24 protein-coding genes and 6 tRNA genes are annotated in these 26,615 nt (G+C 56.2%); 16 read left to right on the top strand and 14 right to left on the bottom strand.

Annotated elements, in window-relative coordinates; all coding sequences use genetic code 11:
* Positions 1–253: 253 nt before the first annotated feature.
* Positions 254–550, top strand: coding sequence for a super-infection exclusion protein B (locus ACOYW1_RS11900; RefSeq protein ID WP_482422962.1), 297 nt, complete (start codon positions 254–256; stop codon positions 548–550).
* Between the two features lie 1,650 nt (positions 551–2,200).
* Here ACOYW1_RS11900 and ACOYW1_RS11895 read toward each other — a convergent pair.
* From ACOYW1_RS11895 to ACOYW1_RS11880, 4 genes are all read right to left on the bottom strand, one after another.
* Positions 2,201–3,214 carry an AraC family transcriptional regulator gene (locus ACOYW1_RS11895; protein ID WP_482422961.1) on the bottom strand — a complete coding sequence of 338 codons (1,014 nt, stop codon included), beginning with the start codon at positions 3,212–3,214 and terminating at the stop codon, positions 2,201–2,203.
* A 270-nt stretch (positions 3,215–3,484) separates the two neighbouring features.
* The gene (locus tag ACOYW1_RS11890) at positions 3,485–4,180 is read right to left on the bottom strand and encodes an SDR family NAD(P)-dependent oxidoreductase (RefSeq protein WP_482422960.1); all 696 of its coding nucleotides are present in this window, start codon (positions 4,178–4,180) and stop codon (positions 3,485–3,487) included.
* Positions 4,181–4,860: 680 nt separating this feature from the next.
* A complete protein-coding gene (locus ACOYW1_RS11885; RefSeq protein WP_482422959.1) occupies positions 4,861–5,187 on the bottom strand; it encodes a hypothetical protein in 327 nt (108 codons plus the stop codon).
* A 943-nt stretch (positions 5,188–6,130) separates the two neighbouring features.
* A complete protein-coding gene (locus ACOYW1_RS11880) occupies positions 6,131–6,589 on the bottom strand; it encodes a hypothetical protein (RefSeq protein ID WP_482422958.1) in 459 nt (152 codons plus the stop codon).
* 672 nt (positions 6,590–7,261) lie between these two features.
* On the opposite strand from ACOYW1_RS11880, the gene ACOYW1_RS11875 reads away from it, so the two are divergent.
* On the top strand, positions 7,262–7,852 hold the full coding sequence (locus ACOYW1_RS11875; protein ID WP_482422957.1) for a GNAT family N-acetyltransferase: 591 nt from the start codon (positions 7,262–7,264) through the stop codon (positions 7,850–7,852).
* 316 nt (positions 7,853–8,168) lie between these two features.
* On the opposite strand, the gene ACOYW1_RS11870 is transcribed toward ACOYW1_RS11875, so the two are convergent.
* From ACOYW1_RS11870 to tadA, 4 genes are all read right to left on the bottom strand, one after another.
* Positions 8,169–9,332 carry a tetratricopeptide repeat protein gene (locus ACOYW1_RS11870; protein ID WP_482422956.1) on the bottom strand — a complete coding sequence of 388 codons (1,164 nt, stop codon included), beginning with the start codon at positions 9,330–9,332 and terminating at the stop codon, positions 8,169–8,171.
* A 687-nt stretch (positions 9,333–10,019) separates the two neighbouring features.
* Positions 10,020–10,096, bottom strand: a tRNA-Pro gene (locus ACOYW1_RS11865).
* Between the two features lie 60 nt (positions 10,097–10,156).
* Positions 10,157–11,443 carry an adenylosuccinate synthase gene (locus ACOYW1_RS11860; protein WP_180145456.1) on the bottom strand — a complete coding sequence of 429 codons (1,287 nt, stop codon included), beginning with the start codon at positions 11,441–11,443 and terminating at the stop codon, positions 10,157–10,159.
* 178 nt (positions 11,444–11,621) lie between these two features.
* Positions 11,622–12,119 carry a tRNA adenosine(34) deaminase TadA gene (gene tadA, locus ACOYW1_RS11855; protein ID WP_482422955.1) on the bottom strand — a complete coding sequence of 166 codons (498 nt, stop codon included), beginning with the start codon at positions 12,117–12,119 and terminating at the stop codon, positions 11,622–11,624.
* A 326-nt stretch (positions 12,120–12,445) separates the two neighbouring features.
* On the opposite strand from tadA, the gene ACOYW1_RS11850 reads away from it, so the two are divergent.
* The 5 genes from ACOYW1_RS11850 to ACOYW1_RS11830 all read left to right on the top strand — a co-directional run bounded on the left by ACOYW1_RS11850 (position 12,446) and on the right by ACOYW1_RS11830 (position 13,031).
* Positions 12,446–12,522: transfer RNA gene (locus tag ACOYW1_RS11850), tRNA-Arg, on the top strand.
* 58 nt (positions 12,523–12,580) lie between these two features.
* Positions 12,581–12,657: transfer RNA gene (locus tag ACOYW1_RS11845), tRNA-Arg, on the top strand.
* A 58-nt stretch (positions 12,658–12,715) separates the two neighbouring features.
* Positions 12,716–12,792: transfer RNA gene (locus tag ACOYW1_RS11840), tRNA-Arg, on the top strand.
* Between the two features lie 54 nt (positions 12,793–12,846).
* A tRNA-Arg gene (locus ACOYW1_RS11835) sits at positions 12,847–12,923 on the top strand.
* Positions 12,924–12,954: 31 nt separating this feature from the next.
* Positions 12,955–13,031, top strand: a tRNA-Arg gene (locus ACOYW1_RS11830).
* Between the two features lie 42 nt (positions 13,032–13,073).
* Here ACOYW1_RS11830 and ACOYW1_RS11825 read toward each other — a convergent pair.
* Entirely contained in the window at positions 13,074–13,793 is a 720-nt protein-coding gene (locus ACOYW1_RS11825; protein ID WP_482422954.1) for a TIGR04283 family arsenosugar biosynthesis glycosyltransferase, read from the bottom strand.
* Between the two features lie 99 nt (positions 13,794–13,892).
* Positions 13,893–15,623, bottom strand: coding sequence for a methyl-accepting chemotaxis protein (locus ACOYW1_RS11820; protein ID WP_482422953.1), 1,731 nt, complete (start codon positions 15,621–15,623; stop codon positions 13,893–13,895).
* Between the two features lie 189 nt (positions 15,624–15,812).
* Here ACOYW1_RS11820 and ACOYW1_RS11815 point away from each other — a divergent pair, with 189 nt between their 5' ends.
* A complete protein-coding gene (locus tag ACOYW1_RS11815; RefSeq protein WP_482422952.1) occupies positions 15,813–16,268 on the top strand; it encodes a hypothetical protein in 456 nt (151 codons plus the stop codon).
* Positions 16,269–16,452: 184 nt separating this feature from the next.
* Here ACOYW1_RS11815 and ACOYW1_RS11810 read toward each other — a convergent pair whose 3' ends face one another.
* Positions 16,453–16,608 carry a hypothetical protein gene (locus tag ACOYW1_RS11810; RefSeq protein ID WP_482422951.1) on the bottom strand — a complete coding sequence of 52 codons (156 nt, stop codon included), beginning with the start codon at positions 16,606–16,608 and terminating at the stop codon, positions 16,453–16,455.
* A gap of 95 nt (positions 16,609–16,703) precedes the next feature.
* On the opposite strand from ACOYW1_RS11810, the gene ACOYW1_RS11805 reads away from it, so the two are divergent.
* The 8 genes from ACOYW1_RS11805 (at position 16,704) to ACOYW1_RS11770 (ending at position 24,354) form a co-directional block, all read left to right on the top strand.
* Positions 16,704–17,150, top strand: coding sequence for an ABC transporter substrate-binding protein (locus ACOYW1_RS11805; RefSeq protein WP_482422950.1), 447 nt, complete (start codon positions 16,704–16,706; stop codon positions 17,148–17,150).
* Between the two features lie 161 nt (positions 17,151–17,311).
* The gene (locus tag ACOYW1_RS11800) at positions 17,312–17,650 is read left to right on the top strand and encodes a hypothetical protein (RefSeq protein ID WP_482422949.1); all 339 of its coding nucleotides are present in this window, start codon (positions 17,312–17,314) and stop codon (positions 17,648–17,650) included.
* On the top strand, positions 17,647–18,753 hold the full coding sequence (locus ACOYW1_RS11795) for a hypothetical protein (RefSeq protein ID WP_482422948.1): 1,107 nt from the start codon (positions 17,647–17,649) through the stop codon (positions 18,751–18,753). Before ACOYW1_RS11800 ends, ACOYW1_RS11795 begins: the two co-directional genes overlap by 4 nt.
* Positions 18,750–19,649 carry an ATP-binding protein gene (locus ACOYW1_RS11790; protein WP_482422947.1) on the top strand — a complete coding sequence of 300 codons (900 nt, stop codon included), beginning with the start codon at positions 18,750–18,752 and terminating at the stop codon, positions 19,647–19,649. The genes ACOYW1_RS11795 and ACOYW1_RS11790 overlap by 4 nt, the downstream gene beginning before the upstream one ends.
* Positions 19,646–21,010 (top strand): sigma-54-dependent transcriptional regulator, encoded by a 1,365-nt coding sequence (locus tag ACOYW1_RS11785; protein WP_482422946.1) that lies wholly within the window; start codon positions 19,646–19,648, stop codon positions 21,008–21,010. Before ACOYW1_RS11790 ends, ACOYW1_RS11785 begins: the two co-directional genes overlap by 4 nt.
* Positions 21,011–21,353: 343 nt before the next feature.
* On the top strand, positions 21,354–22,307 hold the full coding sequence (locus ACOYW1_RS11780; RefSeq protein WP_482422945.1) for a tripartite tricarboxylate transporter substrate binding protein: 954 nt from the start codon (positions 21,354–21,356) through the stop codon (positions 22,305–22,307).
* 6 nt (positions 22,308–22,313) lie between these two features.
* Entirely contained in the window at positions 22,314–22,766 is a 453-nt protein-coding gene (locus ACOYW1_RS11775; protein WP_482416297.1) for a tripartite tricarboxylate transporter TctB family protein, read from the top strand.
* Positions 22,767–22,854: 88 nt separating this feature from the next.
* Positions 22,855–24,354 carry a tripartite tricarboxylate transporter permease gene (locus ACOYW1_RS11770; protein WP_482416298.1) on the top strand — a complete coding sequence of 500 codons (1,500 nt, stop codon included), beginning with the start codon at positions 22,855–22,857 and terminating at the stop codon, positions 24,352–24,354.
* 820 nt (positions 24,355–25,174) lie between these two features.
* On the opposite strand, the gene ACOYW1_RS11765 is transcribed toward ACOYW1_RS11770, so the two are convergent.
* The 3 genes from ACOYW1_RS11765 to ACOYW1_RS11755 are packed head-to-tail and all read right to left on the bottom strand — an operon-like array spanning position 25,175 to position 26,612.
* The gene (locus ACOYW1_RS11765; RefSeq protein ID WP_482422944.1) at positions 25,175–25,795 is read right to left on the bottom strand and encodes an aldo/keto reductase; all 621 of its coding nucleotides are present in this window, start codon (positions 25,793–25,795) and stop codon (positions 25,175–25,177) included.
* Entirely contained in the window at positions 25,768–26,172 is a 405-nt protein-coding gene (locus ACOYW1_RS11760; RefSeq protein ID WP_482422943.1) for an aldo/keto reductase, read from the bottom strand. Before ACOYW1_RS11760 ends, ACOYW1_RS11765 begins: the two co-directional genes overlap by 28 nt.
* Positions 26,169–26,612 (bottom strand): tetratricopeptide repeat protein, encoded by a 444-nt coding sequence (locus tag ACOYW1_RS11755; RefSeq protein ID WP_482416301.1) that lies wholly within the window; start codon positions 26,610–26,612, stop codon positions 26,169–26,171. Before ACOYW1_RS11755 ends, ACOYW1_RS11760 begins: the two co-directional genes overlap by 4 nt.
* Positions 26,613–26,615: the final 3 nt, after the last annotated feature.

The raw sequence follows: 26,615 nt of genomic DNA, 5'->3' as shown, positions 1-26,615 counted from the left end.
ATATATATGAAACCGAAGACTAATAAATCGTAGTAAGACCTCCCCGCAGTGTCAGAACTCAATCTTCAAATTAGTTTAGGTGAATCAATGGAATGGATTACCAAAATTATAGAAACTCTGAAACTACCAATAAAATATATTTTGGCAATTTTTTTCGCTTGCTTCGTTGTTCTTTTTGTAGATCCAAAAATTTTATTAAAAACAAATATTACGAAATTAAATTAAAAAATATTCAGCCGAACGATTATCTTGATTGGACGATTTTGAAAAAGGGGTATTAAGAGAGTTTTTTTTGCAAGGTCAAAATACCATTCAACTCCCAATTGATGATGCTGTTGTCTCTGGCTTATTAGAGGTGGGCATTTTACAAATTGTTGGTAATCAGGGACGTAAGTCTCTTGCTGGTAGTTTGTTTAATGTACAAATTTCAAAATTCGTCAGAGGGAAAATGACATATGATTTGTTGAACATGCCACAAAATCCTACTCCAGATGATCTTGAGTTTTTGATGAATAACAGGCCTCGATTTATGCAAAGAATTATGAGATAAAAGTTAATCTTTTAGATAATTTGATAAGTCAAGCCACTATCCTCTCGTTCGTTTCGGAGGCTTCTAAACTCAAATATGTATACGAAGAGGTAAGTATGGTTCCGGCAATTAAATTCGAAGATATTGTAAAAAGAGTTAATGATAGCTTCAACAAAACTTCCATGCGCATGACATTTTTCGATTCAGCGAAGCCTGTTGGTAAAAATGCTGCACACGAAATAAACAAATCCACTAAAAAACATCACTAAGGAGGTGTCCTATTTTGCAATCCTAATTCTGAGTTTTGTCAAAAAGAAATTCTCAGTTTTATTCCGTATTTTCATATAAGATCAGAGGAATACATAAATTTTTTTTGTTGTGGTTATGGTGCGTATTGGCAAGAGGACGATTACCCAGACAAACAGCCTGTAATAAAGGTCAATAATAACCAATGGTTTTATAGTGACAGTGCATTGGTTTTAGCGGTTAAAGAATTTGAAAGTAAGATAAGATGGGAATATAGCGGACAAATGGAGCGGCATTATTCAAAGTAAACCCTTCAAATGATGATCAATTAAATATAAGATATAAAACGGTATTCAACCTTGAACAAATGCAGAAAGATGGTGCATTCACATCAGTTCGTAGCTTTGTTGATACTTAATTAAGCATTGCTCTAAAACATCAGATCCAAGTTTGTGGAGTTATAGCGACAAAAAAGGCGTAAAAGAGGCTATTAGTTTGGGACAAAATGTACTTTTAAGTATCGTGCCAAAGGTTTTAAAAGATAGCTACAAAAAGGTAAGACACTTTATCTAACAAATCCGTAATTTGATTTGGGCAGCCGGGGTGTATCTTTCACACCTCCGGCCGGGCCGTGCAAAACAAAAGCCGGACGAAAACCAATATTAGAGTGCACGTACGGAAACATAAGGACAGTGAGAATAAACCGGCCGAGGCCCTGAAGCTCCAGGCACCACCTCGAAGTGTCATTCGCTCACCGTAGTTTTTTATCTCACACCCCGTCCTCACCTAATTCGCCATCAACCGGGGCAAGCAGCAGGTGCTTCATGATGTCCGGTACGGTCACACCTTCTTTTGTTTCCATGATTTGAATAGGCGATATGTATAGCCGTTAGGGCGAGTTTATATGGGTGATTTCATCGGTGGGTTTCGCAGGACCGATTTTGCCCGCGGTGCCCGTGTCGATGCAGTCATACTTGAGAGTGCCAGCTGTACCCGGCAACCAGACCTTCGTCAGGTGCAGCAATCGCCTTCCATGCACTCGACTCGGTAGACTGGTCGGTACTGGCGGCGAGTGTTGCATCGTTGTCCGTGCAAAGGGATCGCGTCTTGACATTTGACACAACCCCTACTCATTCGGTTTATTAGTCGGTGGCTTGAGGCCGATCTGGTTATAGGGCAAGAGCCCTACAAACCAGATAATGGGGCCTGCTGTGGCATATAGTGCTAAACCGGAGGGGATTTGACAGAATGTCCAATGTCAAGACGCGACCCCTTCTTCCGACCCCTTCTTCTAATTCCTCGTCTTGGAGGGATGAGTCTCAGGCCACCGGCAACCAACCGTTTGCTGAGCTCCCAGGTTTGCTCCAACCGGTTCATCGACAACTGACCGTCCCGAGGTGAGCCTTGACAGCCCCAACCTCGAAATCAATGCAATTGATCGGCTTGGAAGTGCTCATTTCGGTACTCACCCGGCGTTGCCCCTGTCCAGCCTTTGAAAGCCCGCAAAAACGAATTGCTGTCCTGATAGCCCAGCAGGAAGGATATTTCGGGCGGAGAAATGGCAGAGCGGGAGAGGTAATGCTTGGCGAGGGCTTCCCGCGTGATGTTCAAGACCTCCTGATAACTCGAAGACTCCCGGCTCAACTGCCTCTGCAGGGTGCGTTTGCTCACCGCCAGCCTTCGGGCTGCCTCTTCAATGGTGCTTTCGCCGCTGGGGAGCATTTCGAGCAGGGCGCTCTTCACCCGTTGGCTAAAGGTTGTTTCGGCCTCCAGGTCGGAAAGCCTCTGTTTCAGCTCCGTCTCGAAAAAATTCCACATGGAAGCATCTTCCGTGAGAAAGGGACGGCCCGCATCGGCCGCAGAAAACCCGATGCGGATCGCTTTGCCCCGCCGGATCGGGTTCTCGAAATACTCGGTGTAGGGGGTGCTGTTGCCCGGAAGTTCAGGTAACTCTAATGTAGTGGGAACAATCCGTTCCCGCGTTGCAAGGCGAATCAGCTGTGTGAAAAACACCAGTTCTGCTGCTCCCAGGGATCGCGGTATACGATGGGTGTAGCCATAGCAATCCAGGGTGGCACAGGTCACCTCTCTTCCAATCTTCACGTCAATGGTCATGGGGCCGATAAGGGGCTTGAACCTGGCCAGCCGCTGCAGGGCCGTGTTCATGTCCGGGCTGCAAAGGCTTGCGAAGATCGCGGGATCAAAGGACTCCACCGAAATGGCCCGCCCCACCATCAACGGGAGCTCCTCGCTCCCGGCTATTTGTTCCAGCCCCTCCCAGAGCCTGAAATAATCAGCCGGGCTCAATGCAGCATCCTTCCGCGAAAAAAGATCCGCGGGCAAGCCCGCCAAGGCAAGCACATGGGCCGTGTTGAGCCCCATGTCCGCAAGCATGATTTTCCAGCCGCGCTGCACAACAAATCGGGATGCTTTTTTCATTTTTTTACCTCCGTGACGCAGCCCCTGCGCATTTGCTTACGGGCTGCGCCTGTGACTAACCAACCCTGGGGTGATTCAAAACCGTTCCGATGAAGACAGCGTTCAGGTATTCGCCATGAGCTGTCCAAGAGCCTCCCACCCAGTCAACCCACCTGGCCGCCTGAGGCATCACGATCCATCGTTACGCTCATTTTTTTTCCATGGCCTTCCGGGAAATTTTCAGCACCAGTTTCCTCGGCAGGAAGGGGATAATCCAGTTGTAGGTGAATTTTAGGGGCCTGCTTCATTGATTTTGATAAGCTCGCCCTTCTCCATTGCTTCGTAGCCACACTTGGCAACGGTATCAGGGGTGGGGGCCTTGTCCCAGATATCGAGGCCGTCAAGATCGCCTGCCTTGACAAAGTCGGTGGCAACAGCGCCGGGACAGAGGGCTGTTGAGGTGACTCCGGTCCCGTCGAGTTCCTCGGCAATGGCCTGGGAGAAGGAGACCACAAAGGATTTCGTGGCGTAATAGACCGCCTGCAGCGGTCCCGGCATGAATCCGGCTGTTGAGGCCACATGGAGGATGTTCCCCCTGTTTCGTTTCACCATGCCCTGGAGGTAGAGGTGGGTCAGATTCACCAGGGAGACCATGTTGACCTGCATCATGGCCTGGTCCTTTGTAAGATTCCGCTCGTGGAATTTTCCATGCCCGCCGAACCCGGCATTGTTGATAAGAACATCAATGACAAGGCCAGCTGCTTCGGTGGCGGCAAAGATTTTTTCTGCTGCGTCCGGTTCGGCCAGGTCGGCAGCGATCACCGTGGCAGTGATGCCGCAGGTTCTCTCCAGCTCCGCCTTGAGGTCGTTGAGTTTGTTTTCTCGTCGTGCAACCAGGACGACGTCGCCGCCTTTTGATGCATGATATCGTGCCAGCTCGGTTCCAATACCGCTCGATGCGCCGGTAATCAATGCTGTGTTTCCCATGATTATCTCCCTGTATGTACTTTGGTTTGCGCCTGTGTCAGGCGTGCTGCTTTTTGGATCAATCATAGGGGAACAGGGCGATGCCATAAATAGCACACCGCGCCATACTTCATTCAAAGTGTGCCACTTTTGTAAAGCGTGCGCCATAGCCAGATAGCTTTGACAAACTGATTTGGCGTGTGGAAAGGGGTCGCGTCTTGACATTTGACACAACCCCTACTCATTCGGTTTATTAGTCGGTGGCTTGAGGCCGATCTGGTTATAGGGCAAGAGCCCTACAAACCAGATAATGGGGCCTGCTGTGGCATATAGTGCTAAACCGGAGGGGATTTGACAGAATGTCCAATGTCAAGACGCTACCCCTCTTCTGCACCGGCCTCGGCCTTGAAACCGAACTCTCAAGCGCCTTACAGATAAACGGTGTGGTGGAAGGCTCTCCCTCGGTCCCGGTTACATCTTAATAGATGTCTTTCGCACTTTGCCTCGGGTTCTCATATGAAAACGCCCCATTTTTATACTTTGTCAGATATATAGGTCTACCCTTCCCTGATAGGTAATCATGCCCCATGGAAACTCAAGGGCGGCGGCCCCTTCCCTTTCTGCCTCTTTCTAATACATATCTTCTTCCCGGCCCAGACCTACGATACATGGAAATAATTGTTTCAAGCTTCGCTTCGTCTTCAAGTTCCAAAAGCATTTGGCTCAATTGATTCATCCTCGTCCAATGTATACATGGTCATCAACTTACTCCCTTCAACCGTCCAATAAGCTTCATTCCCATCCAAGTCACCAAACATTCCATAAACTTTAGCAGCACCTGTTTTTTCACGGTCAGCATAATGAATTGAGCTGTACAATTCTATCAGCAAAAAGCTCAAAATATGCCCAAAGCTCATTTTCACCAACAGACCTGATATCAAGGGAGAACTCATGTTGTCAATGAGAGGGAATATATTTCGAAATGGTTCTTCTACCTCATCCTCGTCCGTCTGCCCCTCATCATCCAAGAAATCAATCGCTTTATCCCTATTTTTTATCGCTGAATTCGGCCTTTAAATAAAAATAGGTATCAGACATAGTCCCCCTTTAACGTCAATTTAGAACAACGGGGGCAATGGGCTCCCCTGCCCACTCCGGAAAATCAATTTCAGATCTAATGGGAAATGCACGCCTTGCATTTATGAAAGGATGGTATTTAACGTTATAAAAAGGATTCATTTTATCGTATCGGTCAACTCTACCCCGATAGTCAAAGTAAGGAGATCATGCCCTGTCTTATGCTTGAACACCCGACGCATCAACCGAATATTCAACCTGTAAGCAACTGCCGAGTTGGGATTGATGCTTTTTCAGGTCGAGGCAATAAAAAGAAAAATCCGGATGTCTTCCGGCATACTGGACGTTGACTTGGGCACCGGCATAATACAATCAACCGCAGAATCGCATCATCACTGTCCACATAATCAGAGGTCGTGATGATTCGATACAGATACCCGGGAATAGCGTCTTCATGATTATACCCAAGGCGTTCTTTTATCTCTGGTGTCAAGTGCTTACCAAGTTCAACGACCTTCACCTCATGTGATGCGAATCTTATCAGTAAACCCCAGCTCTTTATACACCAGAACTGCTTGTTTTTATGAAATCAGGGTGAAGCTGATCACCATGAACCGTCAAACGTTACGTAAAACCCCCATCTTCCAGATCCGAATAAGTTTCTCGTCCACTTTCCTTGGTTTGTAACTAAACTGTACCAGGGCGCGAGATCATCCACCCAATAACTGCTTCGCCCTTCGCGTGTCGACATTCGTTTCCACAGCTGATCCATAACAGGCGGCAACGCCTGATTGTTCAGAAAATCACGAAATGATTCAACCCACAGCTTTTGAGGGGTTTCTTCGCCCGGCATCCCCACCGGTCTATGCTTAGCGCACTGGGAAAAGAATTGATTCATAAAATAATCTTGTGATACGCCCATCGAAATCGATAAGAGGTATCGTCGTCGTGATCATGATATGCATAACTCTTAAAGCCTAAGTGCGTCATAAATTGAAAAAACGGACCATGGGTTGGAGCACCATCCGGTGAGCCAGTCACCCATAGTGTGAGCCCATTGAATAAAAAAGCCTCGTCTCGCGTATAAATAGATTTTTTCACCCTTAAAAATGACCATTGGTTCATCACCATCAACATCGCAAAAGCACGAAGCATTCTCAGCTGTAGACCATTCATCACATCGAATTCGCCTTCATCAAAAGATTTAAACATGTTTTTTATTTTACAATCTCTGCAATCTGTTTGGCCGATCAATTGCTTCCAATTTTCTTCACTTTGATCCGGATGAAACCACAGCTTCTCAAAAAGCTTAAGCCGTGTTGCAAATAACCAATCCCCGCTCTCTGGTCTCACCCCGTAAAAAAGTAATCTTTAATGTAGGCTATCTGATCTCTATCAACTATGCGTGAACTTCTAAGAGCCTTGCTTACAGACTTCCATTCTTTTTTTCGGGCCGTACCATTTCTTATCGGCTTGCTTTGAATTTGACATTGATACATCCTTAAAACCCATGACTATTCTAAGTTTAGATATATGAAGGGGGCATGGCTTGAGCGGGATCCATTTCCTGGCGAACCCTCGTACGAAGACAAGGGGCAATGGAAACCGGCCCAATCTTTCCATAAATTATAAAAACATCATCAACGCCTTGACATTTTTTATCTCAAGGCGTAATTCTATCCCCTGTCTTTCCCTGTTAACCATGAACGTCGGCATTGCCGGAAAGGAGTAAATGTTACCTATGAACATCATCACACGAGAGCTTGTTTGGTTCGTTGCCTTTCGGTAGCGAATGAAGCCAGGGTCCTTTCGGTCCGGGGTGACTCCCCGTCCGCCATGCTGTATAGGCGCTTTGTTTAAGCGTCACGTCTGACACGCTCCCTCTTCATTCCCCGCACCAAGTGCACCTGCCGTTCCGGCAACGATATCCAAACACCAAGAAGCACAGAGCACATTACGTTTCACAGCGATTCCCCTGGGCCTATCATGCGCCGTGGGTGAGCCGCCAGAATAATTGGATATCACATGAAAAACGACACCAGGCCTTTACAGGCAAAACAAACATCCCTGTTCGGAAAAGAAGCCGGTCCTCAATTCATATCATCGAATACAGGCCTGGCCCTGCGTGAAGAAACCCCGGATGATATCGTTGCCATCACGTGCGTGACGGTGGCGGCCTTCATGCATCTCAAGGTAAGCAGCCAGACAGAACACTACATCCTCCATGCCCTTCGAAAGGCAGGCGCTTTGACCCTTTCCCTTGTGGCGGAGATGGATGGGCAGGTGGTGGGCCACGTGGCCTTCTCCCCTGTCACCATTTCCGATGGCACCGAAGCCTGGTTCGGCCTCGGGCCCATCTCCGTACTCCCCGGGCACCAGAGACAGGGAATCGGGGGTGCTCTCATTCGGGAAGGCGTCAAGCGGCTCAAGGCTATGGGTGCCAAAGGCTGCGTGCTGGTGGGTGATCCGGGATACTACAAAAAACACGGGTTCCGAAATCCTCCGGATCTTATCGTTGAAGGGGTCCCCCCGGACGTGTTCATGACCATGCCTCTTGCCGACACCGTGCCCCGGGGTACGGTCACCTTCCATGAAGGATTTCTGGCAACGGAGTAACCTGCGTGAAGAACCAATAAGCCCAGGCTTCCACCCATAGGGAGGCAATACCCTAAAGACCGGGGCTGCCCTGCAGCCCCTCCCAACTCAGAGTTATACGTCGGCATCTCCGCTTTCAGGCGCGCTTGAGAGGGGGGGCCCCTCAGCCTGTCTGCCGAAGGCGACGTGCGCATTTTTCCGAGCCTTTTCTGTTTGAACGGCCTCTTTAAAATTAGGTCGAGTCTTGATAATTGACATCCCCCCTCTTTCAGTCCGGGATCAGGCATATGATTTTGCTAAAGATAAAACGGCCCTTCAAAAAAAGGCGTCTCAATTGTCAATGTCCAACCTGGGCTGTATCGCTTGCTTGAAGCAATGGCTTTATCCGGTCAACAAGCCCATGCACATCATGAAGGCATTGGATTCGATGCCTTTTTCCGGTTTTTAGATCCAATTGTATAAAGTCTGGACATTGAGGGACCATTACTGTGTTGATATCCCGGATTTGGGACAGTTTAATCCGCCTCACCCTTCCAAATCCAAACATGGAGCGTACATAAAGGCTGGTCTTGGTCAGCGCGAATTGTTTCATGATGAGGTGTATATATCCGACACCCGCCGCCAAAGAGAGGTCCAAAAAGACGTGGCTGCCAGGATAGGCCTGGGGATCCGGTACATGCGCCTTCGCTGCCGGCGAAAGGTAGCCGAGCCACGAAAAGTAGAGCATGGAAGACAGTGTGGTAATGAAAAGAAGGCTCGCTGGATAGCTGGGGCGTCCTTTAAGAAGAACGGGTTCCGGCACCTTAAAAAGCATGTTGGATATGGTTCGAAGTAACAGAAAGAGAATCAAAAATACACCGAAGGCGAATGCCAGCCCCGAAACAATGGCCCAGTCTCTTTCCGATGTCAAATCAGGATCAAGATATCGTGCGTAGGATTTGTCTTGCCTCTTCTTGTCGTTGAGCCCCAGACGGCCGTACATCAGACCCCTTGCGTGATAGGCCTCAGCGTATTTCGGGTCGAGGGCGATGGCCTTATCATACGCTGAAATGGCGTCCTTAAATTTTGATTGATACCCGTATGACTTTCCCATGAGATAGTAGAGGGTTCTGGACACGATGTACCCATCTGTTGCCACTGCGTTATCAAAACGGGAAATAGCTTGATCGAACGTATTGAGCTCATACCAGCATATTCCCTCAAGGTAATGAGTATTACCTACATTTATTCCGTATGCGCCCTTTTTATTATGGCAGATGATGGGTTCTAGTTGACGAGCGTTCTGGAAGTCCCCAATTGCCTTCTTAAATTCCTGGTGCTTCAGGTAAGCGAGCCCACGTTGATAGTAGGCACACGAAAGGTTGCGCCCCTTTGAAATGTCGTCGGACCATTCTGTGATCATCTTTTGATACTCTGCGGTTGTCTCCGGAGCCGCTGATGCCATAACCGGTGCGAGAAACCATAAAATCAGCAGGCTAAATGCTCTGAGTTTCAATTTCATCGTAGGCCTTTTCATTCAGGGTGAGGGGCGCAATAAAACGGCAGGAGCAAAATCTTTGCTACAATGTTCGATAATTAGCTTTAGCTGATGCTCACCTTGAGAGCAATTCATTTCGCATGTTGTCATGCTTTTTTGATGCCACAGATCGCGGTCGTCTTTTTTTGTTTCCTTGTGTGGTATCGCAACATGCCATATGTCCGGCGTGACCGTCCTTCCATAGGGGCATCGTTTTGCGTGTGGAGTGCCCTTGCCCTTTGCTTTTTGGTGTTCGTCGCGATTTGCTTTGCAAGGATGCTGGAGCGGCTTTTGGGACGCTGACTGGTGCGAGAGCCGCACCCTACCCTTCCTCTTGGCCTGCGTTGGTTTTACAGGGCCGTGTCTTCTCTCTTGCCCCTCTTGGAAAATAGCAGCTGTGCTCAATACGAAATCAACCGTGGCACGCGTCCCCTCCCCTGTTGGCGGATGGGCCAAAAAATGCGTTTTTTGAGGCTGTGGCAATCATGGTGGTGTTGCGGGGTGAGTTCACTGTTTCTGAAAGCCGTGGGGCTCATTTGAGGGGCTTTGGCGAGGGGGGGGATAGCAGAAGAGTGTGGGGGGCAGTTTTGACGCTCTATTGGTTGGGCTTGCGACGGGGGAATAAAAAAAGGGGACATCGTGTTTAAACGATGTCCCCTTTTATATCTTTTTTGGTCGGGATGAGAGGATTCGAACCTCCGACCCCTGCGTCCCGAACGCAGTGCTCTACCAGACTGAGCCACATCCCGTTTGTTTTACGGACACACTTCTACCGAAACGTGTGCCAAATGTCAAACCCAAAAAAGGGATCAGAAGTGTTTTTTTAGAACGATGGTTTCCTCACGGCCGGGGCCCACGGAAACAACATCCACGGGGGTTCCGGCCAGCTCTTCGATGCGCTTGAGATAAGCCTTGGCATTCTCAGGGAGATCGTCGTAGGAACGCACGCCGGAGATGTCCTCGTCCCAGCCGGGAAGGGTCTCGCAAACCTGGGTGCAGTTGTCCAGGGCATCGAGGTCGGCGGGGAAATCGGTGATCACTTCGCCCTTGTATTCGTACCCGGTGCAGAGCTTCAGCTCCTTAAGTCCCCCGAGGACGTCGAGCTTGGTGATGACCAGGCCGGTGAGGCCGTTCAGGCGGACGGCGTTTCTCAGGACCACCATGTCGAACCAGCCGCAGCGACGGCGACGACCGGTGGTGGCGCCGAACTCTGCGCCCTTTTCCTGCATGTAGGAGCCCACCTCGTCAAACAGCTCGGAGGGGAACGGACCGGCACCCACACGGGTGGTGTAGGCCTTGACGATCCCCAGGACACCGGTGATTTTACCCGGGCCAACACCGGCGCCGCCGCAGGCGTTGCCGGAGACGGTGTTGGAGGAAGTGACAAAGGGGTAGGTGCCGTGGTCGATGTCGAGATGGGTGCCCTGGGCACCTTCGAAGACCACGTGCTGGCCCTTGTCCATGCCGGTGTTGATCTCAACGGAGGTGTCGGTGATGTAGGGCTTCAGCTCCTCGGCCAGCTTGAGGCAGTGGGCGATGGTGGCTTCCACATCTTCGGGCTCTTCGCCGAAGTAGTTGGTCAGGAGGAAGTTCTTCTCCTCCAGGGCTTCGGTGACCTTGGCGCGGAGAACGTCGGCGTTGAGGAAATCCAGAAAGCGGATGCCCACACGGGAGGCCTTGTCTTCGTAGCAGGGGCCGATGCCGCGACCGGTGGTGCCGATCTTGCCGTCGCCTTTTTTGATCTCCCGGGCGTGGTCGATGCGCTTGTGGTAGGGCATGATCACCTGGGCCCGATCGGAGAGGCGCAGATATTCGGGGCTGACGTCAACCCCTTTGCCCCCCAAGTAGGCGATCTCTTCGAGGAGCACTTCGGGGTCTACGACCACTCCGTTTCCGATGAAGCATTTCTTTTTCTGAAGGATGCCGGAGGGAACGAGATGGCTGATGAATTTTTCTCCGTCAACAACCATGGTGTGTCCCGCATTGTTCCCACCCTGGAATCTGACAACGTAATCGGCGTGTTCGGAAAGGAGGTCTACGATTTTCCCTTTTCCTTCATCACCCCACTGTGTTCCGACAATCACATAGTTACCCACAAGATGCTCCTTGACATGTGTGCAAATTAAAGTTGATGCGTCCATGCGTTTCATTTGATGGTACAAGCGGAGGGTGGACGCCTCCCCCGCCATGCCAGCGTATATATAACTGATGGGCGGTGAGCGACTGCCTGGCATGACATGGAGGACGATGCCCGGCGCGCTTCACGTGCCATGCTTACGTGTTTTGCTGAAGGGCGCTTTTTTTGCGCGCCTTCTGTTCCCTGCGCCTGAGCCGGAAAAAATCCTGCATAAGCGTGCGGCAGGCATCGGCACAGACCGAAGGGATAACGTCAAGGGAATGATTCAACCGACTGTCGTCGGCCAGGTTGTACAGGGAACCGGCTCCCCCCCACTTCTCGTCACATGCCCCGAAGACAACGCGGGAAAAACGCGCATGGACAATGGCCCCCATGCACATGATGCAGGGCTCGATGGTGGCGTACAAGCTCATTCCGGGAAGCCTGTAATTGTTCAGTTCTTTCGAGGCTTTCCGTATGGCGAGGATTTCCGCATGGGCCGTGGGGTCCGACAGGGAAATCGTCAGGTTATGGGCGGCAGAGATCACTTCTCCGGTTTCTGCCACAATCACGCAACCTATAGGAACCTCTCCTTTTTGTCCAGCTTTTTTGGCCTCTTCAATGGCCATGCCCATATAATAGGTATCGTTTTTCATGGAGCCGTCCCCGAACGCCGACAGGCACCCGGATGTCTGGTGGAAAAAATACGCCCGCGGGCGCCGTGAATGAATGAAAAGCCTCTCTATACCCCATCGGGCCAACGGGTGCACCTTCTTTCTTGGCCGGGGCCGATGTTTCCGATTTGGGGGGTTGGGCCTCCCCAAAGGGAACCTGTGTCAAAAAAATCGGGAGGGCTATGGGGTTGATATCATGCTCAACCCTTGTCATACGCATGTTTCGCGGTTTTTGGACGTCAAAAAAGTGGAACTTTCACGTTGACAAGCCAACGCGCTTTGGATTAAAAGAAAGCCAACTTTGAGACGCGCTCGTAGCTCAGCTGGATAGAGTACCTGACTACGAATCAGGTGGTCGCAGGTTCGAATCCTGCCGAGCGCGCCACTTCAAAGAGACGGGCTTTGCGAACGCAACCGCAAAGCTTTTTCTTTGGTCCCCTTGTGCGCTTGTAGCTCAGCTGGATAGAGTACCTGACTACGAATCAGGTGGTCGCAGGTTCGAATCCTGCCAAGCGCGCCACTTCAAAGTTACCTGTTTGCGGGTTTCGCATCCCGCAGATATTTTTCGGTTTTTATGTGCGCTCGTAGCTCAGCTGGATAGAGTACCTGACTACGAATCAGGTGGTCGCAGGTTCGAATCCTGCCGAGCGCGCCATTTCAAAGGGACGGCCCCAGCGAAGCCACTTTATCTCCTTTGAATCCCATTTGTGCGCTTGTAGCTCAGCTGGATAGAGTACCTGACTACGAATCAGGTGGTCGCAGGTTCGAATCCTGCCAAGCGCGCCATTTTTATCTTAAACCGGAAAAACCCATTTGCGCGCTCGTAGCTCAGCTGGATAGAGTACCTGACTACGAATCAGGTGGTCGCAGGTTCGAATCCTGCCGAGCGCGCCACTTAAAAAATACCAAGGCCCTGCATGGTTATCATGCCAGGCCTTAGCTGGTCTCCCCTGTTGATACAGGGGCGCGTGCGGCGTTGCCCGTGCTTTCAAGGCGTTCAGCGCCAGAACGCTCGCCACGACGAATGCGGCGCGACAGCCAGGTCCGCACCAGCGAGTAGATCACCCCCTCTTTTTCCCAGCGGCGGGGCGAGGTGGTCACCGCCTCGGGCAGGATGCAGACCCGCTCCTTTTTTTTCCGCAGGCGGCGCATCAACTCGATGTCTTCCATGACGGGGATCTCCCGGAACCCGCCCAGGCGGAAAAAGTCGGCCCGATGCATGAAGATGGCCTGGTCCCCGTAGGGAATGCCCGTGAGGCGGCACCGCAGGCCCGCTGCCCGGGAAATCAGGGCAAAGGCTTTTTTGTCCCCGGAAAAGCGCAGGGTAAAGGCCCCGGCCACATAGCGCCCGGTGGAAAGGGTCTCCCGGATGCGGTCAAAGGCCCGGTCCGGGAGCCGGGTGTCGGCGTGGAGAAACACAAGGATCTCTCCCGTGGCCGCCCTGGCTCCTGCGTTGAGCTGCGGTCCCCTGCCACCGCCTGCCGTGAGGGTGACGGCAGGGGTGCCCTCAAGGGTGGCAATGCTTTCCCCGCCGGGATCGCCATCCACCACAACCACCTCATGGACGGCGTCTCCGAACCGGGCACGAAGCCGGTCCAGAAACACCTTGATGTGGGGTTCCCGCAGCACGGGAACGATGACGGAGATGCGCGGCATGGTCCTCCTTTACAAAGGGGCGCGGCATGGCAATGGAGCCCGGGGCGGACGGAACACCCCGGGACTCGGCCCGGATACGTAACGGAAAAAGCGGTGGGGTCAGACCCGGAACGCGCCTGTCACCGTGTTGATGGTGGCCACCTCACGGTTCAGGCTGTCCACATGGCCGACCACCTCATCGGCGTGCTGTGACGCCAGGGCAACGGCCCCGTTTACCTCGGATATCCCAGCGGACATGTGGGAGACGATGTCCGAACTCTGGGCCAGGTTTTCATTGATCTCCCGGAGCCCCACCGACGCCTGGACCACGTTCCCGGCAATCTCCTCGGTGGCTGCGGACTGCTCTTCCACGGCCGTTGCGATGGAGTTGATGGTCTCATGGACGTGGTTGATGGAGCCCACCACGTTGGTGATTCCCCTGGCCGTGGCGTGGGTGGTGGCCTGGACCCCGCCGATCTGCTCCTTGATGTCCTGGGTGGCCCTGGCTGTCTGGCCTGCCAGCTCTTTAATTTCGTTGGCAACAACGGCAAAGCCCTTGCCCGCGTCCCCTGCCCTGGCCGCCTCGATGGTGGCGTTCAGGGCCAGCAGGTTGGTCTGCTCCGAGATCTCGGTGATGGTCTGGGTGACCTTGCCGATGGCCTCGGCTGCCTGGCCCAGGGCGTCCATCTGTTCAGAGGTCTGCTGCGCTTCGGCCACAGCCTCGGTGGAGGTGTGGCGGGCTTTTTCCGAGTTGGCTGCAATCTCGTTGATGGTGGCGGTCATCTCCTCGGCGGCACTTGCCACCATGTTGGTGTTGGTGGCGGTCTGCTCCATGGCGGAGGCAATGGAGTTCATGTTGGCCGAGATCTCGGAGGCCTCGCCGTCGATGCGGTCGATGCGCTGGGCCGTGGCAGACATGGTCTGGTTCATCACCTCGGCGGACTCCGTGAGCCCCCGGGAGACGCCTTCAAGGGTCTGTGAATTCCGGACCAGCCCGGTGACGATCTTCTGCAGGTTGCCCACAAAGGTGTTGAACCACCTGGAGAGCCTGCCGATTTCATTTTGGGTGCCGGTGTCAAGGCGCCGGGTCAGGTCCCCCTCGCCTTCGGCAATGTCTTTGAGCATCTCACGGGCATGGTGAATGGGGGTGACGATGCTGTTGGCGATGAGGGTGCCCAGGACGCAGAAGACCAGGAACATGAAGGCGGCAACCCCGGCGATTACCTTGATGAGACCGTAGGTGGTGGCCATGACTTCCCGGTTTTCGATCATGGAGATCACCTTCCAGCCGACCCCGGGGATGGTGTGCACCACAGCCCGGTAGTCCGTGTCCCCCACGGCGATCTCTGCGTTGCCTTCGGCCATGGTCCCAAGGGTGGCAAACCCCGGTGAACCAAGCTCGGACAATTTCTTGAAGTTGGTGGCCGGATCGTGGGCGTTGGCCAGGATCACCCCGTTGGGCTGGACCAGCATCAAATACCCGGTCTCTCCTATTTTGATGTCATTGATGAGTTTTGTCAGCACTTTTAATGAGCATTCAATGGAGGAGACCCCCACCACCTCACCCCCACGCCTGATGGCCGAGGTGATGGCCACCACGGTTTCGCCGTTTGACGAGAGAAAGGCCTCTGACACTAAATCTGTTGAGGGCTGGGCTGCCTGTGCCTTGTACCAGGGACGCACCCTGGGGTCATACCCGGCGGCCATGGCAATGTCGATGGAGGTGATGAAGGCGCCGTCCCGCGTGGCAAGGTAGACCTCGATATAGTTCGGGTGGGTTTCATGGATGAGTCTGGCCAGCTTGTAAAATGCCGCATCGGGCTCTCCGGCCCGGGAGGACGGATCTCCCACGGGTCGGTGTTGTTCAGATAGGTCGTCATGCCCGGATGGATCGCTTCTTTTAACGGGGACTCGGACAGCATGTGTGTGTTGGCTTTGGCTTCGGTGAGAAAGGATGCGTAGTGGTCTGAAATGCGATGAAGGAGCTTTGTGCTGTTGGCGTGATAGGACCGGATGGCGTGTCGGCTGAGGGAGACCCCCATGATCACGACGATGATAAGCAGGGGGAACATCACAGCTCCCATGAACGAGGCGATAATCTTCTTGCGGATGGTCAAATTCATGCATGTCTCCGTTGTTTCGGTTATCGTGCTCTTGTGCTGCCTTGAATATGGAGGCATTCCACTCCTGATATATCAGGGCTATGTTCTTTCTATCGGAACACCGGGGGCAATAGTTAAGGACGCCATGAAACAGGGCACCCTGAAGGGCCGCCAGGGGCGGGATAAACTTGTTTTCCCGGGACCTGCGTGTTACGAATCGGTTTTGTTTGGTGTGAAGGCGGGGCTTTTTTGTATGTCCAAGGGTGACGGCACCTTATCCGGGTACCTTTGGGTGGGTCCAGTCCTTTGCAGCGCGATTTTTCGGCGCGTGTTATGGATTATTCAGTTAGCCCGGATATTTCACGATTATTTAGGGTTAGAAGGGAAGCGTTGATGCCTTGTTCCGGTTGTTCATCTCCTGAATCCGGTTGCGGTGTGGCCCACCCATCCATCATGCGGCGGTTTTGCGCGGCGCGTGCGCTTCTCTGCGCCGTGATCCTGTGTTTTGCCGCCAACGCCTCGGCTGCCGAGGCGCCGAAGCGCTACCTTGATATCATCACCTCCTTTCCCCCGGAGTTCTACGCGCCTTTTATCGCTGCCTTTTCAAAAAAATACCCGGACATCCAGGTGATGACCCGCAACAAGAAGACCACCTCCGCCCTGGTGGACATCCGTCGGGACAACCCCCACCGGTTCGATGTGTTCTGGTCTTCGTCCACGGACGCTTTTGCCATCCTCAAGGCCGAGGGGCGCCTTCAGCCCGTGCCCGGGGGCAGGCGTCACCCTGCCCTTTCCATTGACGGCATCCCCATCGACGACCCGGACGGCTATGGGCTTTGCCCTTCTCGGTGTGGGCTGGATGTGGAACCCCGCCTATTTAAGGCGGGAAGGCATCCCCGTACCCAACCACTGGGAAGATCTGGCAGCCCCCGTGTATTACGGGCACCTTGCCATGTCCACGCCGTCACGCTCGGGCACCACCCATCTTATTGTGGAGAGCCTTCTCCAGGAGCTGGGGTGGGAAAAGGGCTGGGCCATGCTGCTGCGCATGGCCGGAAATCTGCGCACCGTCTCTGCCCGGAGCTTCAGCGTGCCCGAAGGGCTGATCAACGAGCGCTTCGGCGTGGGCCTCGGCATCGATTTTCTGGGCCAGTCCCGCAGGGAGCTCAGGTTTTCCTACGCACTCGCGTTTCGTGCCCGCGGGCATCGGAATGCTCACCGGGGGATGCAATCCGAAAGAAGCCGATCTTTTCATCGATTTTATCCTCTCCCCTGAAGGCCAGGAGATCCTCCGGCAGCCCACGGTCTGCCGCTTGCCTGTCTCCAGGGAGGTCCACGACCGCTCCACCGGCGAGGCCCCCGAAGCTGCTGACCCTTATCCGAAGCAACCAGGCCAAGCCCTACGACGCAGACCTATCCCGGTGCCGCTATCACCTGGTGAACCGGCTCTTTGACCGGATGATCACCTACCGGCTCACGGAGCGCCGCTCCCTGTGGAAACGCTACCTTGCCCTGGAGCGCCGATGGGATGCAGAGGAAGGCCTTCCCATGAAAGAGGAGCTGGCGAGCCTGCTCTGTGAGGTGCCGGTCTCCGACGCCCAGAGCAGGAACCATGATTTTGCGGCCCAGTTTGCCCACGCCGCCCGGGGGACCGCCCCCACGGAGATGGAGCGCACCGAGACAGATCGCTGGGACGCCTTTCTCTCCAAGCGCCTGGACCGCGCCCGGGCCATTCTCACAAAGGCGGAGTCCGAACTCATCAGGAGCAGGCCATGAAAATAAGGGGTGTGATGTTGTTCCCCGTGCGTTACGGGATCTGGTCCCGGCTTCTCATCGCCTTCGGCATTTCAGCGGCCATTACGGTGATGGCCGCGGTTACGGCCCTCCTGGTGTTTAACCGGTCCACCACCATCCTCAACGGCTTTGCCGACGAGCACCTTCCGGAGCTGGTGCAGGTGGCCGAACTGGAAGGCGTGGGCGGAGAGATCATGGCCATGGCCCCTCTTCTTCTCTCCGCACCGGACGAGACCACCCGCAACACCGTCCAGGCCGATCTTGACGAACTCGTGGCGTCAGTAAACCGTCATATCAACGCCCTGGGCATCACCTCCCCCACGATCCGGGGCGAGATCCAGGGGCTTCTTACCGATCTCACCGATAACCTGGCCGCCCTGCAGGGCGCTGTCTCCGGCCGTCTGGAGGAGGAGGCCCTTCTCGTGCGCCAGACCGAGCGGCTTCGCTGGCTCTACGCAGACCTTGTGGGGGAGCTGGATCCCCTCAATCAGGACCTTGCCTACAACCTGGACTCCGAGATCGAGCGGATGATCGGCGCCTCCCTGCGGGAAGGCCCCCGATTCTCGGCCCTGAGGCTCCGGGAGAACCGCCATACCAAGGACACCGTGGAGAAGATCGGTTCCAACGGCATCCTGCTGGTGAGCCTGATGCTCCAGGCCGCCACCGTCCAGGGGGACGCCCAGGTGGACAACCTGTCGTCTCTGTCTGCCGATGCCATGGACTTTATCCGCGTGAACCTGGCCCAGTTGCCCGCGGATTCCAGCATGCTGACCCTGCGGCAGCTCTTTACGGAGATTTTTTCCCTGGCCGAAGGGCCGGACGCCCTGTTTGCCATCAAAAAACGCATCCACCTCAAGGAGGCCGAGGGCCTGGAGATCCTGGCCGACAACCGCGCCCTGGTCCTGTCCCTCAGGAAGCGCATCGACACCCTGGTGGCCGACACCCGCCACGATGTGTTCCGGGCCGCCGCAGGCATCCGCAACACCATGGACCGGGCTCAGCGGCTGCTCATCGTCATGGTTCTGTTTAGCCTGTTCATTACCGGTGCGGGCCTCTCCGGCTCTATGTGCGGGGCAGCATCGTGAAGCGCCTCGATGCCCTGGGCCGAAGCATGCGCGCCGTTGCTGCAGGGAACCTGGATTACGGGGTGCCCGAGGCCGGGGACGACGAGATCGGGGAGATGGCCGAAGCCCTGCGGGTGTTCAAGGAGACGGCCGAAGAGCGGCGCAAGGCCCAGAACGAGCTGGTGCAGGCCGGGAAGATGGCGGCCCTGGGGCAGCTCACCGCCGGTATCTCACACGAACTTAACCAGCCGTTGTCCGCCATACGCTACTACCTGCACAACGCCCGGCTGCTCCTTGAGCGGGGGCGTATTGAGACCCACACCGAGAACCTGTCCCGCATCGGGGATCTTGTGGAGCGCATGGCCTCCATGATCAGCCATCTCAAGACCTTTGCCCGCTGGCCTTCGGAGGCTAAAGCCCCGGTGGCCGTGGTTCCGGTCATCGACCATGCCCTCTCCCTTTTCGCCGGAAAGATCAAGGCCGGGGGAATCTGCGTGACCTCTCCGGACCCGGGCCTTTCCGTGCGGGTGTGCGCCGAAGAGATCCGGCTGGAACAGGTTCTCATCAACCTGATCAGCAACGCCGTGGACGCGGTGATGGAGATGCCCCAGGAGAGCCGGCACCTTGTGATAGGGGTGGACGGCGACAGCCGGGAGGTGGTGATCAGCGTGACAGACAGCGGGCCGGGCATCCCCGATGACGCCATGGGCTCCATATTCGACCCCTTTTACACCACCAAGGAGGTGGGCAAGGGGCTTGGGCTGGGCCTTTCCATCTCTTACAATATCGTCAAGGATTTCGACGGGACCTTAAAGGCCCTCACGCCCCACGAGGGCGGCACACGGTTTTCCCTTTCCCTGCCCGGGGTCCACGGGGCCCCTGAGGCACACATAACAGAAGAGAGAGACGCATCATGAGAGTTCCCTTAGGTGAAATTTTCCTGGTGGACGATGAGGAGGAGATCCGCATCGCCAGCAGCCAGACCTTTGAACTGGAAGGGTACGCCGTCAGGACCTTTGCCTCGGCGGCAGAGGTCCTTCCCCATATCGACCCGGACTGGCTTGGGGTGGTGATCACCGACGTGAAAATGCCGGGCATGGACGGACTGGAGCTCCTTGCCGCCATCCGGGAGATGGCCCCGGACCTTCCCGTGGTGATCCAGACGGGCCACGGCGACGTGCCCATGGCCCTTTCCGCCATAAAGGCCGGTGCCTACGATTTCATCGAAAAGCCGGTGCCCCCGGAGTACCTCATTGATGTGGCCAACCGGGCCCTGGAGTCCCGGCGCCTCAGCCTGGAGAACCGTTCCCTTAAAAAACGTCTGGCGTCGGAGGCGGACATCGGCTCGCGCATCATTGGCGAGTCCCAGGCGGCCTCGGGGCTCAGGCGCACCATCGGATCCCTGTCTCTCATCGACGTGGATGTCCTTCTCATTGGAGAGACCGGCGTGGGCAAGGAGCTTGCCGCCCACTGCCTCCACGACCTGGGCAACCGCAAAGCCGGAAAGTTCGTCCCCTTAAACTGCGGGGCCATTCCCCCCAACCTGGTGGAGAGCGAGCTCTTCGGGCACGAGCGCGGGGCCTTTACCAGCGCCTCCACCCGGCGCATCGGCAAAATCGAGCAGGCCCACGGCGGTACCCTCTTTCTCGATGAGATCGAGTCCATGCCCCTGTCCGTTCAGGTGAAGGTGCTCAGGGCCCTGCAGGAGCGGACCATCGAGCGCGTGGGGGGCGATCGCCTGATTTCCGTGGACTTTCGGGTCATCGCCGCCACCAAGGTGAACCTGCGGGACGCCGTGACCCAAGGGGCTTTCCGTGAAGACCTCTTCTACCGACTCAACGTGGCCCGGGTGCCCATCCCTCCGCTTCGAGAGCGCACCGGCGATGCCCGGCTGCTCCTTCAGTGGTTCCTCATGAAGATGGCGGAGCGGTTTCACACGGCCCCGCCGTCCCTGGAGTCGTCTGTGCTGGAGCGCCTCGAAGCCTACGACTGGCCCGGCAACGTCCGGGAGCTGCGCAACGTGGCCCAGCAGCTGGTCCTGGGGCTGCCCCTGGACCTGGCCGAGCCCCGGAACCCCGCCACGGCCGAACCGGATGCGCCCGCACCCGATGGCCCATGCGGAACCGGGCTGGACGACCAGGTGAACCGCTATGAGAAACAGCTCATCGAAGAAGCCCTTGCCCGAAACGGCGGCAGCATGACCCGCACCGCCAACGACCTGGACATCCCGCGAAAGCGTCTCTACCTGCGCATGCAAAAATTCGGCATCCAGAAGTGATGTCTTCCGGGGGCGGGTTTCTCGCCCCCGGACCGCTGTCAATGGGTCAATTCCGGACCCTGTGGGTCGATTTTGACCCATTCCCTTCCCTCTTCCCTTTTCCCCCCTTGAAAAGATAGCGAGTCATTTCAACGGCAGGTTCGGCCTTACCGACTTTGGCACGGCATTTGCTATTTATTATGCCAGGAATAACCCCGGAGCGTTGAGGATGACGCCTCCGGCACCCGGGCGGGTGACGCCCTGCAGGGCACCCCTTGAAGGATCGGCGGGAACCGTTCGACCCTTTTTTTCTGTTGGATGCCCCATCTGCCCCATAAAGAAACATCAACCTTAGGAGAACCTGATGCGTAAAGTGATGACCCTCGTCCTGGCGTTGAGCCTTGCTCTGCCCCTCTCTCTTTCCACCGCCTTTGCGAAGGAGTACCCCTCCAAGCCCATCAAGATCATCGTGCCGTCCAAAGCCGGAGGGTCCACGGACACCGGCGCCCGCCTCTTTATCAAGGCGGCCAAGAAGTACTGGCCCGATGCCAAGTTCGTCATTAAAAACGTTCCCGGGTCCGGCGGCCAGAAAGGTTTTGAAGAGATCGCCAAGGCACGCAAAGACGGTCACACCATCGGCATGATCTTCACCACCCAGGTGGTGGCCCACGTGGTTGCCAAGCGCGCCCGCTACACCCTGGACAGCTTCCACGTCATGGGCAACGTCATGCAGGACCCGCTCATCGTGGCGGTTCCAAAAGACAGCTCCATCAAGGACATGGGCGCCTTCATCAAGGAAGCCAAGGCCCGCTCCCTCACCACCGCGGTCAACGGCATCGGCTCCGATGACTTCATCGCCGCCAAGAAGCTGGAGCGCCAGACCGGCGTGACCTTCAACCTCCTGCCCACCAAAGGCTCCACCGAGCAGAAAGCCATGATCCTGGGCGGTCACGTGGACGCCAGCGTCATGAACCTCTCCCAGCTCCAGGCCCAGCACAAGGCAGGCACCGCACGCATCATCGCCATCCTTGACGATAACCGCTCCGAGATCCTCCCCGATGTGAAAACCGCCGCCGAGCAGGGTTTCCCCGTCAACATGACCGCCACCCGCGGGTTTGTTGCTCCGGCCGGTGTGAAAAAAGAGATCCTGGCCAAGCTCGACGATCTCCTGGCCAAGGTGCAGAAGGACGAAGAGTTCATCGCCGAGTGCACCAAAGATGTCTTCTTCCTGCTGCCCATGAACGGTGTGGATTACCTTTCTTACCTCACCGACCTGCAGGCCGAAACCCAGACCTTCTACGATAAGAACCCATGGTGATAACACATGACAAAACGTGTCGCTGAGTTGCTCATTCTCGGGGGCTTCATGCTCCTGGCCATGCTGCTCTACCGCAGCACCGCCGCCTACCCCGAGGCTGTACAGGGGTCGACGGCCATGTATGTTCGATTCCTTGCCGTCTCCTTAGGGATACTGTGCGCCGTGGAGGTGGGGATGTGGCTCAAGTCACGGGAGCAGGAGATCAGCGAGAAGCTGAATATTACCGCAGCACCGATTCGGTTCTGGGGCCTTCTCGCGGAGCTGGTGGCCTACACCTTGCTCCTGGAGCCTTTGGGCTTCTACCTGGCATCCCTTATCTTCTTACCCGTGGCCATGGTGACCCAGGGGGCGAAAAAGCCGCTGACCATCGGAGCGACCACCGCAGGGGTCCTGCTGTTCGTCTTTCTGGTGTTTGAAAAGCTGCTGGCCGTTCCCCTGCCCGAGAGACTCTGGTTCTAAGCACGACGGGCCTCCACACCACGTGTGATCCGGTTGCAACACACACCACAGACCGGATCACACGGAGGCCCTACAAAGGACATCACTTATGATCGTTGAATCGTTAACTGCCCTCACAAACCCCTACTCCCTTCTGGCGGTCTTCATCGGCACCGTCTCCGGGGTGCTGGTGGGAGGCATGCCCGGGCTCACCGCCACCATGGCCGTGGCCCTTCTTATCCCCGTCACCTTTGCCCTGGAGCCCCTCACGGGCCTGCTCCTCATGGGCGGGGTCTACTGCGGTGCCATGTACGGCGGCTCCATCCCCGCCATCCTGCTGCGGACACCCGGTACCCCGGCGGCTGTCGCCACAGCCATGGAAGGCTACCCCATGACCCAGAAGGGCAAAGGGGGCCTTGCTCTGAAGGTGTCGGTGATCTCAAGCTTTGTGGGGGGAACCTTTTCCGCCTTTGTGCTGCTGCTTGTGGCGCCCATCCTTGCCAAGTTCGCCTTGAGCTTCGGGCCCCCTGAGTATTTCCTGCTGGCCCTGGTGGGCCTGGCGGGCATCGTCTCCATGGCCGACGACGAGAGCAGCCTGGTCAAGGCGCTGATCTCCGGTCTCATCGGGCTGATCCTGGCCGTGGTGGGCACCGATCCCATGTCCGGGATGCTGCGCTACACCATGAATAACCCGGACCTGTTCGACGGCATCGCCTTCATGCCCGCCCTCATCGGCCTCTTCTCCATCTCCCAGATGCTGGAACTCACCGGCTCCGGGAGCATTGTGGCCGATACCAGCGTCATCACCAAGATCAAGAGAGAGCCCATGCCCAAAGGCCTGGGCAAGTACATCGGCACCGGCTCCCTGGTGGGCACCATCGTGGGGATCCTCCCCGGCGAAGGGGCTACCATCGCCGCCTTTCTCTCGTATAACGTGGCCCGCCAGCGCTCCGAGAAAAAAGAGCTCTTCGGCAAGGGCAACCCCGAGGGCATCGCCGCTGCCGAGGCAGGCAACAACGGCTGCGTGGGCGGCTCCCTTATCCCCACCCTCACCCTGGGCATCCCCGGCAACAGCGTTGCCGCAGCCCTCCTGGGCGGGTTGCTGGTCCACGGTCTTATTCCCGGGCCGGAGCTGTTCACCAAGTACGGGGTCATGACCTACGCCTTTATCCTCTCCCTCTTTCTGGCCAACGTGGTCTTCCTGATCATGGGCCTGCTCATGGCACCCCACTTTGCCAGGATCTCCCTGACCCCCACCGGGCTTCTCATCCCCGTGGTCTGTCTCTTCTCGGTCCTGGGCTCCTACGCCATGAACAACAGCATCTTCGATATCTACGTGGCCCTGGGCTGCGGTATCGTGGCCGTGGTGCTCCACAAGACCGGATTCTCCCTGGGCGCCCTCATCCTGGGCCTCATCCTCGGCCCCATCGCCGAGAGCGGCTTTGCCCAGGCCCTCATCATGGGCCACGGGGACTACCGCATCTTCTTTAACCGGCCCCAGGCCATGGCCCTCTGGGTCCTCATCATCCTGCTGCTGGTTCCCCCCGCCTACCAGGCCGTGAAGCGGCATCGGGAGAAAAAAGAAGCAGACACCCTGCAACCGGTTTAAACGAAACATCCGGTGGCCCATGGCCGCCATGAAAAAATATATGCCGCAGCGCGTTGCCCCGAAAAATGAGGGGCAATGGGCTGCGGTATTTTTTTTGGACGGTTTTTGAGGTGGGGCGATGGGGCGCGTGACGTCGGGCGGTGCCACCCGCGAAATTGGTCGGTGAATTGTCGGGTGTGCTGTGTGTGTCGAAAGGCGTTCAAGGTGTTGATATGGATCGGGTTTTGAGTAGAGGCCGGTGGTTCGCGTTACGCCAGGCGGTGCGGGGGCCGCACCCTACAGCCTGCGAAACCGGTCGATGAATTGTCGGGTGTGCTGTGTGTGTCGAAAGGCGTTCAAGGTGTTGATATGGAACGGGTTTTGAGAGAGGTCGGTGGTTCGCGTTACGTCGGGCGGTGCGGGGGCCGCACCCTACAGCCTGCGAAACCGGTCGGTGAATTGTAGGGTGCGCCGTGCGCACCGAAAAGCGGTCAAGGTGTCGATATGTAGGGATTTATGAAGTAGGCCGGTGGTCCGCGTTACGCCGGGCGGTGCGGGAGCCGCACCCGACAGCCTGCGAAACCGGTCGGTGAATTGTAGGGTGCGCCGTGCGCACCGAGTTGTCGTATCGATATGTAGGGGCTTTCAGAGGCCGACTGGCCGCGTTACGCCGGGCGTTGCGGGGCTGCACCCCACAGCCTGCGAAACTGGTTGGTGAAATCGGAGGGTGCGCCGTGCGCACCGTAAAACGTTCAAGGTGCGGATATAGATGGGTTTTCGAGGTGGACCGGAGGTCCGTATTCCGTCAGGGGCGACGCAGGACCGCCCCCCAGGAAAAAAATCAATTCCAAGCCAGGTTTTTCCGAAAAGCCCAATACGCCTCCGGGGACTCGGCCAATGGAGAAAGGGCTTCTTCGGCTTCTGCGTCCCAGGCCACGTCAAGGGCGGTGAGGTTGGAGGCGAGGTGTTCGGTGGTGGATGCGCCGCTCAGGACCACGTGGGCCCATGGTTTGGCGAGGACCCAGGCCATGGCCAGGGCGTCCATGGTGCAGGAGAGGCGCTCAGCCTGAGCAGCGAGTACCTTGCTTATGGGGGCAAAATCCGGGTGGGCGTTGCGGCCGGTGAGCCTGCCGTTGGCAAGGGCCTCTTTGATGATGATCCCCATGCCCGCGTCGGCTGCCTCGGAAAGGGCGGTCTGGGCCGATGGTTCCAGGAGGTTGCAGGTGGCCTGCACCGCGTCGAAGAGGGGCACGCCGTCAAAGGTGACGGCACGGGCCGCTTCAAGGGTTCGGGCCTGCATGGGGCCGCTGAAGGAGAGCCCCAGTAGCCCTTGTGCCTGCTTGACTTCAAAAAGGCGGGCCAGGAGCCGGGTGTTGGTGAGGACCCCGCTCTCCAGGGTGGCGGAGTGGATCTGATAGAGGTCGAGGTGGGAGCCTAATAGGGCCTGGACTTCTTCCCCCACTGGGACGAGAAGTGGTCCAGGGCGTAGGTCTTGATCTCGTGGTGGTCTGCGGTGACCTGCCAGTCCGCGGTGTAGCGGTAGCCCCACTTGGAGCCTACGGCGGTGCCGCCTGACGGGATCTTGCGTGTGGCAAGCCAGGAGCTCAAAAAGAGTTCGGCCTTGCCGTAGGAACGCGCCGCGTCCATATACCGGATGCCGTGCTCCCAGGCCGCGTCCAGCACGGCGTGGGCGTTGGCTTCCATGTTCGCCACGTCGGTGCGGCCCTCAAGGTCTGTGCCATGGCCCAGGTTGATGTACCCGGGCCGCCCCAGAGCCGCCATGCCCAGCCCCATGGGCGAGACAAAGCAGCCTGTGTTCCCCAACGGCCTCAGTTTCATGATGGCTGATCTCCCGATTGTTTTTCGTTGATGCGCCTCTTCTGGTCCCTGGCCTGGTCAGCCCAGTAGCGGTCCCGCCTCAGGTAGATCTCCGCCAGCTTGTTGAACCGCTCGGCCTGCCCGTAGTTCCCCTTTGCCATCCAGGCTTCGGCCAGATAGTAGTAGCCGGGTCCGTCCGACGGGTTGATGCCCACGGCCTTTTCCAGAAGCCTCAGGGCGCCATCCACGTCTCCTTTTTCCAGGCGCTCGTAGCCCTTGGCCGTGAGGCTGTGGGAGGCCATGGTTCGGGAATCGCTGTACCCCCGGCTCTTGTCCGGCGGGGCAATGAGCTCCGGTGCCGGCAGGGATCCGTCCGGGGTTCCTCCCGGAAGCGTGGCACAGCCGGACCCGATAACGGCAAGAAGAAATACCAGAAAAAACGTCTTTGCATTCAATGACATGGG

This window comes from Desulfoluna sp. CYM3A, assembly GCF_056829965.1.
This window is presented reverse-complemented; position numbering and strand designations above follow the sequence as displayed.

What these genes read in the sequence shown, in the direction of transcription:
- ACOYW1_RS11780 (WP_482422945.1), top strand. Translation starts at nt 21,354, where the DNA reads ATGCGTAAAGTGATGACCCTCGTCCTGGCGTTGAGCCTTGCTCTGCCC.
- ACOYW1_RS11770 (WP_482416298.1), top strand. Translation starts at nt 22,855, where the DNA reads ATGATCGTTGAATCGTTAACTGCCCTCACAAACCCCTACTCCCTTCTG.
- ACOYW1_RS11870 (WP_482422956.1), bottom strand. Translation starts at nt 9,332, where the DNA reads ATGAAATTGAAACTCAGAGCATTTAGCCTGCTGATTTTATGGTTTCTC.
- ACOYW1_RS11895 (WP_482422961.1), bottom strand. Translation starts at nt 3,214, where the DNA reads ATGAAAAAAGCATCCCGATTTGTTGTGCAGCGCGGCTGGAAAATCATG.
- ACOYW1_RS11810 (WP_482422951.1), bottom strand. Translation starts at nt 16,608, where the DNA reads ATGGCAAAAGCGTCCGTGGACGAAGACCAGAACACATCGAACCGGTGG.
- ACOYW1_RS11795 (WP_482422948.1), top strand. Translation starts at nt 17,647, where the DNA reads ATGAAAATAAGGGGTGTGATGTTGTTCCCCGTGCGTTACGGGATCTGG.
- ACOYW1_RS11825 (WP_482422954.1), bottom strand. Translation starts at nt 13,793, where the DNA reads ATGCCGCGCATCTCCGTCATCGTTCCCGTGCTGCGGGAACCCCACATC.
- ACOYW1_RS11755 (WP_482416301.1), bottom strand. Translation starts at nt 26,612, where the DNA reads ATGTCATTGAATGCAAAGACGTTTTTTCTGGTATTTCTTCTTGCCGTT.
- ACOYW1_RS11760 (WP_482422943.1), bottom strand. Translation starts at nt 26,172, where the DNA reads ATGAAACTGAGGCCGTTGGGGAACACAGGCTGCTTTGTCTCGCCCATG.
- ACOYW1_RS11890 (WP_482422960.1), bottom strand. Translation starts at nt 4,180, where the DNA reads ATGGGAAACACAGCATTGATTACCGGCGCATCGAGCGGTATTGGAACC.
- ACOYW1_RS11815 (WP_482422952.1), top strand. Translation starts at nt 15,813, where the DNA reads ATGATCACGACGATGATAAGCAGGGGGAACATCACAGCTCCCATGAAC.
- ACOYW1_RS11775 (WP_482416297.1), top strand. Translation starts at nt 22,314, where the DNA reads ATGACAAAACGTGTCGCTGAGTTGCTCATTCTCGGGGGCTTCATGCTC.
- ACOYW1_RS11785 (WP_482422946.1), top strand. Translation starts at nt 19,646, where the DNA reads ATGAGAGTTCCCTTAGGTGAAATTTTCCTGGTGGACGATGAGGAGGAG.
- ACOYW1_RS11805 (WP_482422950.1), top strand. Translation starts at nt 16,704, where the DNA reads ATGGGCTTTGCCCTTCTCGGTGTGGGCTGGATGTGGAACCCCGCCTAT.
- tadA (WP_482422955.1), bottom strand. Translation starts at nt 12,119, where the DNA reads ATGAAAAACGATACCTATTATATGGGCATGGCCATTGAAGAGGCCAAA.
- ACOYW1_RS11875 (WP_482422957.1), top strand. Translation starts at nt 7,262, where the DNA reads ATGAAAAACGACACCAGGCCTTTACAGGCAAAACAAACATCCCTGTTC.